Here is a 15,483-nt window from a genome sequence, read left to right as displayed (position 1 = left end):
ATGATCAGCTCGCTCTTCAAGCGCGTTTGCGCCCCTGTCACGCGTGGACCAGGAGCGCGCCGATGATCCGTTCGTCCTTCGACCGCCGTCGTTTCGTGCTGCTGGCCGCCGCCGCGGCCGCGCCCCTCGGGGCGGCGGGCGCGGTTCTCGCCAAGCCAAAGGCCTCCGCCGCGCCGTTGCGAGCGGTCTCGCCGGACGGGCGGGTGCGGCTGGAGCTGGACGTGCGAGAGGGCGGCCTGTCCTGGAGCGTCGTGCGGGACGGCCGCCCGGTTCTTCGACCGAGCCGGCTTGGACTTGTCTTGGCTGAGGGCGGCCAACTCGGCGCGGGCGCTACGGTCATCTCGGTGTCGCGCCGAAGCCTGACGGGAACCTGGACGCCGACCTTCGGCGTGCGGGCCGCCTACAGCCAGGCCTGCGAGGAGATCACCGTCGACCTGCGCGACCCGAAGACCGGGATCGCCTTCGCCGTGGTGGCCCGGGCCTATGACGCCGGCTGCGCGGTCCGCTACGTCCTTCGCCAGACGCCCGATAGGCGCGGCCTCACCCTGGGCGGCGAGGCCACGCACTTCAATCTGGCGGCGGACACCCAGGTCTATTCCAGCCGGGACGAGGGCGAGTACCAGCGCTCGACGCCGGCGGGCCTGGCGCCGGTCGTCCACCCCGACCTCACGGCGAGTTCCGACGTCGGGCCGCTGGCCGACCTGCCGGTCACCGCGGTGCTGGCCAATGGCGGCGCCGTCCTGATCGCCGAGTCCGACCGCCTGCACTATCCGCGCGCCATGCTGCGTCCGGCGCGGGATCCGGCCGACGGCCTGGCCGTCTATCTGATGCGCTATCCGGGCCGCGCCACCGGCTATTCGGGCCCGGGCGACACGCCGCCCGCGCCGACCTTCGTGCTGGACGTCGGGCAGTCCACGCCCTGGCGCGCCCTGATCCTGGCCGACAACGTCGCCGGCCTGATCGAACGCGCCGACCTGATCCCGACCTTGGCCACGCCCAATATGCTGGGCGACGTCAGCTGGGTGAAGCCGGGCAGGGCGGTGCGGATCCGCAAGCCCTACAACACCGAAGCCGCCCTGAAGGTCGTGGAGTTCGCGGTCGCGCGGAAGCTCGACTATGTGGAGTTCGACGCCCACTGGTACGGCGACGGCACCGATCCCAGCGACGCGACAGTTCCGATCGCGGGCCTGGACATGCAGCGCATCATCGACGCGGCCCGCGCCAAGGGGATCGGCATGATCCTCTATGTCGACCGCGTGCCGGCCATGCGCCAGCGCGACGCCATCCTGGAGACCTATCAGCGCTGGGGCGTGGCGGGGATCAAGTTCGGGTTCGTCTGGGAAGGCCGTCAGGCCGACAACGACTTCATCTTCGACCTGGTCAAGGCCTGCGGCCGGCACAAGCTGCTGGTCAATCTGCACGACAACCTGCGCCCGGCCGGGATGGAAAGGACCTTGCCCAACTACGTGGCCCTGGAAGGCGTGCGCGGCAACGAGCAGTTCCCGACCGCCCGCCACAACGTCACCCTGCCGTTCACGCGCGCGGTGGCCGGACCGATCGACTACACGATCTGCTACGCCAATCCGAAGAACCAGACGACCAACGCCCACCAGCTGGCGATGGCGGTGGTCTATTATAACCCGCTGACCTTCCTCTACTGGTACGACGCGCCCGATAAGTACGCGGGCCGCCCCTGGCCGGACCTGCAGTGGTTCGACGAGTGCCCGACCACCTGGGACGAGACCCGGGCGCTGTCGGGCGCGATCGGCGAGCACGTGATGGTCGCCCGTCGCCACGGCAAGCGCTGGTTCCTGGGGGCCATGACCAATGAAACGGCCCGCACCCTGAAGGTCCCCCTGGCGTTCCTCGGCAAGGGCCGATGGACCGCGGCGGTGTTCGCCGACGGGCCGCCCGCGCGCGCCGTTTTCGAAACGCCGGTGGTGATCCGAAAGGTCGAGGTCACGGCCGCGAGCGTGCTTTCGCTGGCGCTCGCGCCCAGCGGCGGTCAGGCTGTCCTCTTCGAACCGTTGTAGACGAGACGCTCGTGTCCCTCGCCAAGACTTTCCTGGGCCTGCTGCTGGCCTCGGCCGTCAGTTCGGCGGCCCTGGCGCAATCCGGCCCAATCCCCTTCGCGGCCGACCAGGGCGACGGGACCTATCGCAATCCCGTGCTGGCCGGCGACTACTCCGATCCGGACGTCGTGCGGGTCGACGACACCTACTATCTGACCGCTTCGTCGTTCACCAACGTGCCCGGGCTGCCGATCCTGAAGTCCACCGACCTGGTCAACTGGACGCTGATCGGCCACGCCTTGCCGAGGATCACGCCCGTCGCCCATCACGCCACGCCCCGGCGCGGCGGCGGCGTCTGGGCCCCGGCCATCCGTCATCGCGACGGCAAGTTCCTGATCTACTACCCCGACCCGGACTTCGGGATCTTTCTGGTCACGGCCAGCGATCCGGCCGGGCCCTGGAGCGCGCCGGTGCTGGTCGACGACAGCAAGGGCGCGATCGATCCGGCGCCGTTCTGGGACGACGACGGCCAGGGCTGGCTGGTGCACGGATGGGCCGGCAGCCGGGCGGGGTTCAGCAACGTCATCACCGCGCGGCGCCTGAACGCGGCCGGCGACAAGACCGTCGGCAAGTCGGCGACCCTGATCGACGGCGCCAAGCTTCCCGACACGTCCACCAGCTTCGGACCCTCGCCCTGGTTCACCACCGAGGGGCCCAAGCTCTACAAGCGCGACGGTTGGTACTACGTCTTCGCCCCGGCCGGCAGCGTGAAGGGCGGCTGGCAGGGGGTCTTTCGATCCCGCGCGCTGCTGGGTCCCTATGAGGGGCGCAACGTCCTCGACCAAGGCAAGACCCAGATCAACGGGCCGCACCAGGGCGCCTGGGTCGTCACGCCCAAGGGCGAGGACTGGTTCCTGCATTTCCAGGACACCGACTCGTACGGACGGCGAGTCTGGCTGGAGCCCATGGTCTGGAAGAACGGCTGGCCGGTGATCGGCGACGACCGCGACGGCGACGGCCGGGGCGAGCCGGTTCTGCGCTGGCGCAAGCCGAAGGTCGACAAGCCGAGCGCCCCGACGGCGGTCCAGGCCGATGATACGTTCGACGGGGCGTTATCACCGGCCTGGCAATGGAACGCCAATCCGGGGGACGACTGGAGCAGCCTGACCGCCCGGCCCGGCGCCCTGCGTCTGAAGTCCATCTCGTCGCCCGAGAACCTCTGGGAGGCGGGCGCGCTGCTGACCCAGAAACTGCCCGGTCCGTCGTTCAGCGCGACGACCCGGATCGCGTTCGCGCCCAAGGCCGTCGGCGAACGGGCGGGTCTGGTGATGTTCGGCGCCGACTACGCCTGGATCGGCCTTGAGAAGACGGCGGACGGCGTGCGGCTGATCCGGGTGGACCGCGTCGGGGCTGACGCCTTCAAGCCCGAACAGGTCACCGTGGGGCTGAAGCAAGCGCCCGCCAGCGTCTATCTGAAGCTCAGCGCTTCGCCGGTCACCGTCGCCGACCCGCCGCCGAACTTCCCCCACTACGCGCCCTCGATGTTGCGCTCGACCCACGCCAGGGTGGTGTTCAGCTACAGCCTCGACGGGGTGACCTATACGCCGCTGGGAGAGCCGTTCGTCAGCAAGCCCGGCCGATGGGTCGGCGCGCAGATGGGCGTGTTCAGTCAGGCCGCCGCGGGCCGGCCGGCCTACACCGCCACGCGGATCGGCTGGACCGACGTCGAGGCGTTCGAGGTCGCGCCCTAGCGCGGACCGGGCGCGATCGCGGCTGATATCGATATCTACTTCCGCGTGTGCACGAGCGGTTCGATCTTGGCTCGACGAGCGCCTGCGCACCAATTGGTGAATGGTACGACAAATGAAGTGTTGCAATCCCGATTGATATCGATAACAGTGATGGGGCGGCATAACATCCCGCCAAGACAAAGTGAGACGGCGTCGGCGAGGCCGCGCGTCGTTCGGAGTGAAACAAAGAGGCTTACCGCAAAGCGCGTCGGGACCGTCACGGCAAGAGTCGGGCGGGTCGTGCGCCGCCGCCCGATCAGGCGGCGCAATCAGAAACAGACCGGAGGGGAAACAGATGTCGAAGCCAACCCACAACGCGCGTCACCGCGCCCAAGGCCGCCTCCTGGCGACCGCCTCGATGGCCGCGCTGCTGGCGGCGGGGTGGTCCACGGCCAGCGCCCAAACCGCGCCCGCCGGGGACGGCGTTGTCGAGGAGGTGGTCGTCACCGGCATTCGCCAGAGCCTGCAGTCGTCGGTCTCGATGAAGAAGAACACCATGGAAGTGGTGGACTCCATCCGCGCCGAGGACATCGGCAAGCTGCCCGATCCCAACGTCGCCGAGACCCTGACCCGGATCCCGGGCGTGCAGGGCTATCGCTATGGCGGGGAGGGCGCTTCGCCGGTCGGCTCGGGCAGCGGCCTGACCATTCGCGGTCTGTCGGGCCAGACGGCCTCGCAGGTGGACGGCCGCAGCTATTTCACGGCGGGCGGCAGCGAGTTCAACATCGAGGCGGCCATCCCCGGCATGATCTCGGGGCTGGACGTCTTCAAGAACCCCTCGGCCGAGCACATCGAAGGCGGCATCGGCGGGCTGGTCGACATCCGCACCCGCAAGCCGCTGGACCTGAAGGGCTTCACGGCCAGCGCGGCCGTGTCGGGCAAGTACAACGACATGGTCAAGAGCTGGCAGCCGGAATATTTCGGCCTGGTTTCCGATCGCTGGGACGTCGGCGAAGGCGAGATCGGCATGCTGCTGGCGGCCAACTATCAGAAGAGCTGGAACCGCTCGGACAACGCGCCTGGCGTGGGCGGCTCGCAACTGCGCCGCGCGATCCGCGCCGACAGCCCCGAATATCTGGCCAACACCAGCCTTAACCGCGCCTATGTCGGCCGCAGCGACGTGACCTACCTGGCCGATGTGGATCCGCTGACCCTGACCCCCGATCAGCGCGCCAACCTGATCAACATGACCGGCGTCCAGCTGAACGTGAACGAGGAAGACATCCAGCGCACGCGCAAAGGCTTCAGCGGCGCCTTCCAATACAAGCCGAGCTCGAACCTCGAGTTCTACGTCGACGGCAACTACAATTCCTACCTGTACCACCAGGGCTATCGCTTCCTGAACATGGTGGACAGCCGCTACGCCCAGAGCCTGGTCACCACTCCGTTCAGCACCACCGAGGGTCTGACCAACCGCAACAGCAACGGCGGCGACGACCTCGTGCTGGCCGGCCAGCGGTTCGCCGGCGGCACGCTGCTGGGCTCCAGCCTCAACAGCACTGGCGGCGACGAGCATCGGATCTACAGAACCTGGATCCTGGCCGGCGGCGCCAAGTGGAGCCCCACCGACGCCCTGGACCTCAAGCTCGACGTCTCCTACGTCGACGCCTATCAGCACCAGGACAACCGCTCGATCGGCCTGGCCACGCGCAATGGCCTGGCCTGGGACGTGACCCGCTCGATCGGCGCGCCGCAGAAAGTGTCGATCGCCGGGCCGGATCTTTCCAGCCCCGGGACCTGGGCGTTCAACAACTACGCCAACGGCACCAACAACGTCTATGACGACAAGGGCGTCGCCGCGCAGTTCGACGGCAAGTACAAGTTCCCGGGCAGCGTGGTGGAGGACGTCAAGTTCGGCGCCCGCTACTACCGCAAGAAATCGCGGTTCTATAACTACAGCTTCAGCGGCAAGAACCTGACGACCGACGGCCTGGCCCTGGCGGCCAACCAGTCCAACGCGATCTTCGTGACCAGCATGCCCGACCTGGTGGCCGGCTCGCACACCAACTGGTTCGACGGCGAGGGCGGCTACAGCGGCGGCTATCTGACGGCCAATCCGGACTCGCTGCTGGGCGACAACATCCGCAACCGCTTCCCGCTGGCCGGCATCCCCTCCGAGGACTCCCTGCCCGAGGTCGTCACCTCGCGGCGTCTGGCCGTCGAGGAGACCTTCGCCGGCTATGGCGTGGCTGACTTCGCCTTCATGGACGACCGTATCCGGGGCAATGTCGGCGTGCGGGTCGTGCGCACCAACCTCGACGCCGAGGCGCAGATCGCCAGCACCGTCGGCGGCGTTTCGGTCATCGTGCCCAACCGGTCGAGCAACAGCTACACCGACGTCCTGCCGACCTTCAACGTCACGGGCTACATCACGCCCGACACCCTGCTTCGCTTCGGCTACGGCAAGGGTCTGACCCGTCCCAGCGTCGCAGACATCAACCCGGTGATCAGCACGAACCCGACCACGGGTCTGGGCTCGCAAGGCAACCCCAACCTCGAGCCCCTGCGCGCCGACAGCTACGACCTGTCGCTGGAGAAATACTTCAACAACACCAGCTACGTGTCGGCCGCGGTGTTCTACAAGGATGTGAAGGGCTTCGTGCTGGGCGTGGACGAATGCCAGACGGTGGCGACCTCGCCGCCCTATTCGGGCACCACGTCCAACAGCTGCCCCACCGGCCAGTACCGGATCACCAAGTCGGTCAACGCCGATCCGGGCTATGCCAAGGGCGTCGAGCTGGCCGCCCAGACCTTCTTCGACTACGGATTCCTGCCCGACTTCGCCAAGAACTTCGGGGTCCAGGCGTCCTATACCTACGTCAAGACAGAGCTGCCGGTCGTGCTGAACGGCAAGAAGGTCAATGTCCGCCAGCCCTTCCAGTCGGACAACAACTACAGCGTCGCCGGTCTCTACGAGAGCGACTTCATGTCGGCGCGCGTGGTCTACACCTACCGCTCCGACTACGTGCTGTTCGGCGTTTCGGCCAACCCGATCGACGGCCGCTACCTGAAGGGCTACGGCATCCTCGACGCCTCGGTGAACTTCAACCTGCGCAAGGACCTGTCGCTGTCGCTGACGGCGTCGAACCTGACCAACAAGGCGCCGCAGCGCTATGTCGGCGAGCCCGGCGGCGACTACGACACCGACATCCTGCGCCAATACTTCATGAACGGCCGGATCTACGGAATCTCGCTTCGCTACAAGTTCGGCGGCTAGACGGCCACCCATCCTCCCCCCTGCAGCGCCGCCCTTCGGGGCGGCGTTTTTTTGCGCGGCGCACCATCGGAGGCGGAACGGCCAGGCGGGCCTGGAAGGCCCGCCCGCCGCCGACAAAAGCGTCGGTCAGCCCCGCGCTCGCCGGTCCGGGGCTTGTCCAGGCTGGATGGCGAGAGCGTGAAGCTGAAGGTGCGCGGCGTGAGCGGAACGCGATACTTGACGTGGGAGCGCGCCCTGGACCGAGCCATCGGGAGCCATGACATAGGTGGTCTGGCGCATTCTGGACGGGTCTCAAGGTCCGCTCATGGCGCGGCCCGGACTAGGCGGCCCTGCGGGCGTACAGGAACTCGATCACCGCCGCCCGAGCGTGGATGTAAGTAGGGTTCTCGGCCACGGCCAGACGATCTCGCGGACGCTGGAGAGCCACGTCCAGCACCTGGCCGATCGCGGCGCGCGGGCCGTTGGTCATCATCACGATGCGGTCCGACAGCAGGGCCGCCTCGTCGACGTCGTGGGTGACCATCAACACGGTGTTCTGGAGCACCGCATGGATTTCCATGACGCTGTCCTGCAGGTGGGCGCGGGTCAGGGCGTCCAGGGCGCCAAACGGCTCGTCCAGCAACAGCACCTTGGGCTCCATGGCCAGGGCGCGGGCGATACCGACCCTCTGCTTCATGCCGCCCGAAATCTCGGCGGGCCGCTTGTCCAGGGCGTGGGTCATCTTGACCAGCTCCAGATTGTGCAGCGTCCAGGCGCGGCGCTCGGCGGTGGTCTTGGTCTTGCCGAACACCTTGTCGACCGCGAGGCTCACATTCTCGCGCACCGACAGCCACGGCAGCAGCGAGTGGTTCTGGAACACCACCGCCCGGTCGGGTCCCGGGGCGTTGACCTCCTGCTTGTCGAGGATCACCGCGCCGGTGGTGACGGGCACCAGGCCGGCGACGACGTTAAGCAGGGTGGACTTGCCGCAGCCCGAATGGCCGATGATCGAGACGAACTCGCCCTTTTCGACCTTCAGGTCGACGCCGGTCAGCACCTCGGAACGGGCCGCGCCCTTGGTGAAGGTGACGCCGACGCCTTCGATGGAGAGATAGGCCTTTGCCATGATGAGTTTCCTTAGCTCGCCGCGTTGCCGCGCGAGATGACGTGACCCAGCAGGGCCACCAGGCGATCGAGGAAGAAGCCGGTCAGTCCGACCCAGGCCAGGGCCACGATGATGTCGGAGATGCGCGAGGCGTTGTACTGATCCCAGATGAAGAACCCGACGCCGACGCCGCCCAGCAGCATCTCGGAAGCGACGATGGCCAGCCAGCTCATGCCGATGCCGATCCGCAGGCCGGTGAAGATGTAGGGCGTGGTGGCCGGCAGCAGGATCTTGAAGAAGTACTCGGTCGGCGACAGGCGCAGCACCTTGGCGACGTTGACATAGTCGGTCGGGATGTTGCGCACGCCCACGGCGGTGTTGATGATGATCGGCCAGATCGAGGTGATGAAGATCACGAACAGGGCCGAGGGCTGGGCCTCGCGGAAGGCGGCCAGCGAGATCGGCAGCCAGGCCAGCGGCGGCACGGTGCGCAGGACCTGGAAGATCGGATCAAGGCCGCGGTGGGCCCAGCGGTTGGACCCGATCAGCACGCCCAGCATGATCCCGCAGATCGCCGAGATCGAGAACCCCATGCCCACCCGCTTGAGGCTGGTCAGCACGTGCCAGAACAGGCCCTTGTCGACCCCGCCATTGTCGAAGAACGGGTTCAAGATCAGGTCCTTGGAGTCCGTCCAGACGTGAGCCGGGGAGGGGAGGCCGACATAGGAGTCGCCGGTCGCGACCTGCCAGACGCCGAGAATGACCAGCAGGGTCAGCAGCGGCGGGATCACCGCCGCCGCCACCGCCCCCGCCCGGCGCGCGACCTCGGCCAGGCCCGAGATGCGGGTCTCGCCGCTTGAGGGTGGAGGGGCGCTCTCTTCCTTGACCGCCGTGCGGGCGGCGATCGGCTCGGCCGGCGAGAACGAGGGCTTGGGGAAGGTCATCGTCGCGCCCTCCCTAGACCAGCTTCTTGATCGGTTGGCTGGCGAGGTACGCGCCCGGATTGGCCGGGTCGAACACCTTGCCGTCGAAGAACCGCTCGACGCCGCGGCTGTCGCCGGCCGGACCCGCCTGGCCGATCGACTTGGCCGCCGCGCGCCAGATGTCCGAGCGGTTGACCTTGTTGACCAGCGCCTGGGTGTTGGTCTTCTGCGGCAGCACGCCCCAGCGGATGTCCTCGGTCAGGAACCACAGGTCATGCGACTTGAACGGGAAGCTGGCGTTGTCGGCCCAGAACTTCATCCGGTGCGGCGAGTTCTTCAGCGTGCGGCCGTCGCCATAGTCCACCGTGCCCTGCAGGCGGGGCAGGATATCGCCCATCGGCACGTTGATGTACTGCCGCCCCGAGACGATCGAGCACATGGCCGGCAGGTTGGCGGCCTTGTCGCACCACATCGCCGCTTCCTGCACGGCGGCGGTGATGGCCTGGGCGGCGCGCGGATGCTTGTCGACCCAGGCGGCGCGCATGCCCAGCGCCTTCTCCGGGTGGTTCATCCACAGTTCCGAGGTCAGGCAGGCGGTGTAGCCGACGCGCTGGTTGACCAACTGGCCGTTCCACGGCTCGCCCACGCAGAAGGCGTCCTGGGTGCCGGCCTTCATGTTGGCTACCATCTGGGGCGGCGGGATGACGATGGTGGCGACGTCGACCTCGGGGTTGATGCCGCCGGCCGCCAGCCAGTAGCGGACCCACAGGTCGTGGGTGCCGCCCCGGAAGGTCATGGCCACCTTGGCGATGTTGCCGGCCGCCTTCAGCTGCTGGAACTTGGCCTTGGCGCCGGCGCTGTTGAGCCCGACCTTGACCGCCTTCAGGTCATTGCCGACCGAGATCGCCTGACCGTTCGTGTTGAGGCGGGCCAGGATATACATCGGCGTCGGCGCGCCGCCGGTGATCGCCCCGGTGCTCATCAGATAGGGCATGGGCGACAGGATGTGGGCGCCGTCGATGCCACCGCGCTCCGAGCCCAGCACAAGGTTGTCGCGCGTGGCCGCCCACGAGGCCTGCTTGACCACCTCGATGTCGGGCAGGCCGTACTTGGCGAACAGGCCGCGCTCCTTGGCGATGATCACCGGCGCGGAGTCGGTCAGGGCGATAAAGCCCAGCCGAGCCTTGGCCACCTCGGGGCCCGCGCCGGCGGCGKGGGCCCCGGCCGGGAACAGGGCCTTGGCGGCGGCGACTGTGGCGGCCGCGCCCACCAGGGCGTGGCGGCGGGTCAGGCCAAGGTCGGCGGTCTTGTCGGTCTTCGTCATGATCTCAAATCCCGCTGGTGATCAGAGTTTGTATTCGAGGGTGAACCAGGCCTTGGTCCGCGAGGCCGGCGGTGTCGCGGTGCCCAGGGGCACGGTCTTTTCGCGCTGGAAGTCGGCGTACTTCAGCTGGATCGAGAGCTTGGGGGTGATGGCGGCGGCGAACGCGACGTCCCACTCGTGGCCGAGGTCGGCGCCCGTCCGCTGGTCGTCGAAATCGTGGTAGCGGACCAGGATGTCGGCGTTGAAGAAGTAGGTCCGCTTGAAGCGCGGCTTGACGTTGAAGGTGAGGTTGGCGTCCTCGATCCCGTCAATGAAGCTCTTGTTGCCGCCCGGCGAGACGAAGGCGTCGGACCAGCCCTGGAAGGCGTGGACGGTGGCCAGGGGCGTGGTGAAGCCGCGCACGCCGTCGCCTTCCAGCGACTCGTAGCTGGCCTTGATGGTGTAGATGTCGAAGGCGCCGGCGATGTCGCCGCCGAAATAGGCCAGGTCGAAGTTCGGCGTGTTGCCGTGATAGTCCGACTGCCTGGCGTAGGTGGCGTTGTAGGTCAACTGGTACAGCCCGACCCAGGTCTTGCCCGACGCCTTGACGCCCTTGGTCAGCGACGAGTTGATCGCCGAATTGCCGAAGTCGAGGGCGTAGACGAAGCCCTGCAGGCGCAGCGCCTCGGCCGGCGACCATGTGGCGTTCAGCAGGTGGCTGTCGCTGTCCCAGTCCCTCATTTCGCCCAGAATGCGGTTGACGTGGGAAACGTAGGCGTAGGCGGCTTTGAAGCGGCCGAAGGCGAAGTCGGTCCGGATCGCGTCGAAGGTCTGCTCGTCCTGGCGCCACCCGACATTGCCGACGAAGCGCTGGTCGTCGAGCAGGATGCGCTGGCGGCCAGCGACAACCTGCAGGGCGGTGCTGGGCGTCCACGTCAACTGGAGGCGGTTCAGCTCGGTGACGTCCGGATCGTTGACGATCGGATACTTGGCCTTGTCGGCGCCGTTCAGCGGCGGCGTCAGCGCACCCGGCACATTGACGGCGTAGTGTTCGGGTCCCACCTGGCGGACGTCTTCGAACTCGATCAGCCCCTTGACCTTGGCGAACTCGGCGGTCTCCCAGCCCAGGCGGGTGCGAACCGTATAGGCCGCCGCGTCCTTGGTGAGGGTGCTGGTCTTGGTCTGATCGACGCCTTCGTAGCGGCCGCGAACCTCAAGGATCAACTTTCCGGCCGCGACCTGGTCGCTGAACGTAGGCGCCGGAGGCAGGGGCGCGGACGGCTCAGCAAGTTCGGGAGCCGGCTCCGGCGCGGCCGCCACCGTCGCTTCGGCGACCGTTCGAGGCGCCGGATCCGGCGCGGCCTGGGCCATCGCCGCTGTGCTCCAGGCAAGCGTGCTCAGTGCCGCGCCGCAGCGCAGCATGATCTTCCATCTCATGATGCCTTTATCCCCTAAGGCCAAAAAAAAAACGCCCGGCGGGATCGCTTTCGCGATCTCTCCGGACGCCATTGTCCAGGCTTACCAAGCCGCTACGCCGCGACTGGCGACCCTCGCGGGTCAACACGGAACGTCGTTGTCCCGCGTGTCGTGATCAGGAGGAGGCCGATGCGGCGCGGCGACAATCGCAAAACGGCGTTCTTGTTCGCTGCGTCGCACAAACGGCGCTGTTTTGCACAGCGGCCATGCAGGCTGGAGCAGCGCTTTGCTCGCTATTTCCGCGTTTGGGTTCATCCGAACGCGACAGATCACGGATCCTCCATCAAGCAGCGCCTTGGAGATCGGCTTCCGACCGCCGAGGGAAAGCAACGCGGCGAATTCAGTGCGGGACCGTCTGCGGCAAGCTTTCTGGTCTGGGTTTCAACGTGTATGGGCCGAGAATGTCCGACTTGGGTTGATTGCTGCCGGCGGGGCCCAGCGTCAATGTCCGGAATCTGGAGCGGTCCCAAGCTCCGCAATTGGCGTTGGCGAAAACGTTCTTTATCGAATTGGAGTCCAGCGGGTAGGCTAAGTCTCACTCTCTTGCTGCGTGCGATTTTCATAGGGAGCGACGGTCATGAAGCGTGGACGGGTCATCCGGGCGCTGGCGACGGTCTTGGTCGGGGGGCTGCTCGCGGGGTCTCTGGCCATGGCTCAGGCCAAGCCCGAGGACACTGAGATATGGAAGCCCTCGCCGGTGGTGGTCTCGCCGGCGAAGGAGGCTGGAGGCCCTCCGTCGGACGCCGTCGTCCTGTTCGACGGCGACGACCTGGACCAGTGGGTCTCGACAAAGGACAAGTCGCCGGCCGGCTGGACCGTCGCCAACGGCGTCATCACCGTCGACAAGGCGCGGGGCAATATCGAGACACGGCGGGCCTTTCGCGACTATCAGCTCCACCTGGAATGGCGCATCCCGGAAGCTATCGCCGGAACGGGTCAAGCGCGGGGCAACAGCGGTGTTTTCCTGGCTTCAACGGGGGCGGGCGATCAAGGCTACGAGTTGCAGATCGTCGATTCCTACGACAACCCGACCTATGTGAACGGCCAGGCCGCCAGCCTCTACAAGCAGCATCCGCCGCTGGCGAACGCCAGTCGGGCGCCGGGCGAGTGGCAGACGTACGACGTGATCTGGCGAGCGCCGGTCTTCGGCGCGGATGGCGCGCTGGTGTCGCCCGCGACCGTGACGGCGCTCCATAACGGCGTGCTGGTCCAGGACAACGCCGTCCTGGCCGGCGAGACGGTCTATATCGGCAAGCCAGCCTACAAGCCCCATGGTCCGGCGCCGATCAAGTTGCAGGCCCACGGCGATCCCAGCGCGCCGATCAGCTTCCGCAACATCTGGGTCCGCGAGCTGCCGCCGCGGCCTTAGTCGGCGTATCTGGTCAACCGGGCGGCGGGGCCGTGCTCGACCGGACGATCAGCCGGTGGGGCAGGGTGACGTTCTGCAGGGCGCCGGCGCGGTCCGCCAGGATGTCGAGAAGCAGCCGGACCACCTCGTGGCCGATCTGCTCCATGGGCTGGCTGACCGTGGTCAGTTGCGGACTGAGATACTGGGCAAAGCGAATGTCGTCGAACCCGACCAGCGACACGTCCCGCGGGCAGTGGAGGCCGCGCCGACGGATGGCCTCGATCGCGCCCATCGCCATCTCGTCGCTGAAGCAGAAGATCGCCGTGGGCGGGGCGGGCTGGTCGAGCAGGTCGCCGGCCTGGCGCAGGCCGGATTCGATGGAGAAGTCGCCGATGGCCATGCGCAGCGCGCTGGCGCGCCCTCGGCGCTCAGCGGCCGCCAGGACGCCGGCCAAGCGGTCGCTGCTGATCGGGCTGACGAGCGGACCCGTCACGATCCCGACACGGGCGTGACCCAGGTCGTAGAGATACTCCATGACCTCGGCCGCCGCGCCTTCGTTGTCGATATGGGCGCTGGACACCGCAAGGCCCGGGCGGAATTCGCAGCCGTTGACGATTGGCGTCCGCGGCCCCTTGGCGGCGACCATTTCGGCCAGGACGTTCGGCAGGCGATGGCCCAGGAAGATCAGGCCGTCGGCCTCCTTGCGCCGAAACATCGCCGCATACTGTTCCTCGCGCGCTTCCTCGTGGCGCGTGTCGCCCAGCAGAACCGAGTAGCCGGCCGCCATGGCGGCTTCCTCCACCCCGCGGATGACCTGCGAGAAGAAGGGGTTGGAGATGTCCGGCACGGTGACCAAGATCTTTTCGGTCCGCAGGGTTCGCAGGCTCTTGGCCGCGAAGTTCGGCTCGTAGCCGAGGCGGACGACCGCTTCCATCACCTTGTTGCGGGTCGTTTCGAGCACCAGTTCGGGCGCGCTGAACACCCGCGAGACCGTCGCGGCCGAGACCCCCGCGTCTAGCGCAACTTCGTGAATAGTGGCCATCGGCGCGACACTGGCGGCAAGCCGGACCCTTTGCAAGGCGCGGCGCCTTGAAGTCGGCGGCGCTGGGCGGTTGCCGCTTTGACAGACCCCTGTTATCGATGATTTCGATTACATGAGCGCGGGAGCGGCCCAAACGGGCTGAAACCTGGCGCCGATGCTGGTCGGGGAGGCCAGAACCATGACGACGAGCTTGCGGCTCTTCCTGATGATGGTGCTCCAGCTGGCGATCTGGGGCGCCTGGGCGCCGAAGATCTTCCCCTACATGGGCATGCTGGGCTTCGCGCCTTGGCAGCAGTCGTTGGTCGGCAGCTCCTGGGGCGTGGCCGCCGTCGTCGGCATCTTCTTCTCCAACCAGTTCGCCGACCGCAATTTCGCGGCCGAGCGCTTCTTGGCGGTCAGCCATCTGATCGGCGGCCTCGCCCTGGTCGGGACGGCGTTCGCGACCAGTTTCTGGCCGTTCTTCGCCTGCTATCTGATCTTCAGCCTGGTCTATGTGCCGACCCTGTCGGTGACCAACTCGATCGCCTTCGCCAACCTGCGCGACCCGGCGGCCGATTTCGGCGCGGTGCGCATGGGCGGCACGGTGGGCTGGGTGCTGGTCAGCTGGCCCTTCGTCTTCCTGCTGGGCGCCCACGCCGGCGCCGAGCAGGTGCGGTGGATCTTCCTGGTCGCGGCGATCGTCTCGTTCGCCTTCGCCGGCTACGCCCTGACCCTGCCGCATACGCCGGCGCGCAAGGACGCGGCGGGGATCGACAAGCTGGCCTGGCGACGCGCCTTCAAGCTGCTGGCCACGCCGTTCGTCCTGGTGCTGTTCGTCGTCACCTTCATCGATTCGGTGATCCACAACGGCTACTTCGTGATGGCCGACGCCTTCCTGACCAACCGCGTCGGGATCGCCGGCAATCTGAGCATGGTGGTGCTGAGTCTGGGCCAGGTGGCCGAGGTCCTGACCATGTTCTTCCTCGGCCGCGTCCTGGCGCGGCTGGGCTGGAAAGTGACGATGATCGTCGGCGTGCTGGGCCACGCGGCGCGCTTCGCGGTCTTCGCCTTTTTCGCCGACAGCATCCCGGTAATCGTCGCCGTGCAGCTGCTGCACGGGATCTGCTACGCCTTCTTCTTCGCCACCGTGTACATCTTCGTTGACGCGGTCTTCCCCAAGGATGTCCGCTCCAGCGCTCAGGGCCTGTTCAATCTGCTGATCCTGGGCGTGGGCAACGTCGTGGCCAGTTTCCTATTTCCGACCCTGATCGGCCGCCTCAGCGCCGACGGCGCCGTCGACTACACCAGC

At 67.3% G+C, this 15,483-nt stretch carries 9 protein-coding genes and 1 pseudogene; 5 read left to right on the top strand and 5 right to left on the bottom strand.

What is annotated here, in order from left to right:
- Window positions 1-62 precede the first annotated feature (62 nt).
- From AC1DYP_RS08075 to AC1DYP_RS08065, 3 genes are all read left to right on the top strand, one after another.
- Window positions 63-2,033: a glycoside hydrolase family 97 protein gene (locus AC1DYP_RS08075; RefSeq protein WP_477045901.1), complete on the top strand. Its 1,971-nt coding sequence runs from the start codon at window positions 63-65 to the stop codon at window positions 2,031-2,033.
- A gap of 11 nt (window positions 2,034-2,044) precedes the next feature.
- Entirely contained in the window at window positions 2,045-3,763 is a 1,719-nt protein-coding gene (locus AC1DYP_RS08070; protein WP_477045900.1) for a glycoside hydrolase family 43 protein, read from the top strand.
- A 334-nt stretch (window positions 3,764-4,097) separates the two neighbouring features.
- Window positions 4,098-7,019 (top strand): TonB-dependent receptor, encoded by a 2,922-nt coding sequence (locus tag AC1DYP_RS08065; protein ID WP_477045899.1) that lies wholly within the window; start codon window positions 4,098-4,100, stop codon window positions 7,017-7,019.
- 319 nt (window positions 7,020-7,338) lie between these two features.
- On the opposite strand, the gene AC1DYP_RS08060 is transcribed toward AC1DYP_RS08065, so the two are convergent.
- From AC1DYP_RS08060 to AC1DYP_RS08045, 4 genes are read right to left on the bottom strand one after another with little or no spacing between them, the layout of a single operon-like run.
- The gene (locus AC1DYP_RS08060) at window positions 7,339-8,124 is read right to left on the bottom strand and encodes an ABC transporter ATP-binding protein (protein ID WP_477045898.1); all 786 of its coding nucleotides are present in this window, start codon (window positions 8,122-8,124) and stop codon (window positions 7,339-7,341) included.
- Between the two features lie 11 nt (window positions 8,125-8,135).
- Window positions 8,136-9,047, bottom strand: coding sequence for a nitrate ABC transporter permease (ntrB, locus tag AC1DYP_RS08055; RefSeq protein ID WP_477045897.1), 912 nt, complete (start codon window positions 9,045-9,047; stop codon window positions 8,136-8,138).
- 13 nt (window positions 9,048-9,060) lie between these two features.
- The gene (locus AC1DYP_RS08050) at window positions 9,061-10,350 is read right to left on the bottom strand and encodes a CmpA/NrtA family ABC transporter substrate-binding protein (protein WP_477045896.1); all 1,290 of its coding nucleotides are present in this window, start codon (window positions 10,348-10,350) and stop codon (window positions 9,061-9,063) included.
- 21 nt (window positions 10,351-10,371) lie between these two features.
- Window positions 10,372-11,766 (bottom strand): alginate export family protein, encoded by a 1,395-nt coding sequence (locus AC1DYP_RS08045; protein ID WP_477045895.1) that lies wholly within the window; start codon window positions 11,764-11,766, stop codon window positions 10,372-10,374.
- A gap of 688 nt (window positions 11,767-12,454) precedes the next feature.
- On the opposite strand from AC1DYP_RS08045, the gene AC1DYP_RS08040 reads away from it, so the two are divergent.
- A complete protein-coding gene (locus AC1DYP_RS08040; RefSeq protein ID WP_477045989.1) occupies window positions 12,455-13,174 on the top strand; it encodes a 3-keto-disaccharide hydrolase in 720 nt (239 codons plus the stop codon).
- A gap of 13 nt (window positions 13,175-13,187) precedes the next feature.
- On the opposite strand, the gene AC1DYP_RS08035 is transcribed toward AC1DYP_RS08040, so the two are convergent.
- The gene (locus tag AC1DYP_RS08035) at window positions 13,188-14,195 is read right to left on the bottom strand and encodes a LacI family DNA-binding transcriptional regulator (RefSeq protein ID WP_477045894.1); all 1,008 of its coding nucleotides are present in this window, start codon (window positions 14,193-14,195) and stop codon (window positions 13,188-13,190) included.
- 178 nt (window positions 14,196-14,373) lie between these two features.
- Between AC1DYP_RS08035 and AC1DYP_RS08030 the strand changes: the two are divergent.
- Window positions 14,374-15,483 (top strand): annotated as a pseudogene (locus AC1DYP_RS08030) (MFS transporter); the annotation flags it as partial.

Source organism: Caulobacter sp. P1_D6 (assembly GCF_056406095.1).
Note: the sequence above shows the minus strand (reverse complement) of the source record. Positions and strands in the feature narration are given on the sequence as shown.

Excerpts from the sequence above, each read along its gene's own strand:
- ntrB (WP_477045897.1), bottom strand. The coding sequence starts at position 9,047 with ATGACCTTCCCCAAGCCCTCGTTCTCGCCGGCCGAGCCGATCGCCGCC.
- AC1DYP_RS08045 (WP_477045895.1), bottom strand. The coding sequence starts at position 11,766 with ATGAGATGGAAGATCATGCTGCGCTGCGGCGCGGCACTGAGCACGCTT.
- AC1DYP_RS08040 (WP_477045989.1), top strand. The coding sequence starts at position 12,455 with ATGGCTCAGGCCAAGCCCGAGGACACTGAGATATGGAAGCCCTCGCCG.
- AC1DYP_RS08035 (WP_477045894.1), bottom strand. The coding sequence starts at position 14,195 with ATGGCCACTATTCACGAAGTTGCGCTAGACGCGGGGGTCTCGGCCGCG.
- AC1DYP_RS08060 (WP_477045898.1), bottom strand. The coding sequence starts at position 8,124 with ATGGCAAAGGCCTATCTCTCCATCGAAGGCGTCGGCGTCACCTTCACC.
- AC1DYP_RS08075 (WP_477045901.1), top strand. The coding sequence starts at position 63 with ATGATCCGTTCGTCCTTCGACCGCCGTCGTTTCGTGCTGCTGGCCGCC.
- AC1DYP_RS08065 (WP_477045899.1), top strand. The coding sequence starts at position 4,098 with ATGTCGAAGCCAACCCACAACGCGCGTCACCGCGCCCAAGGCCGCCTC.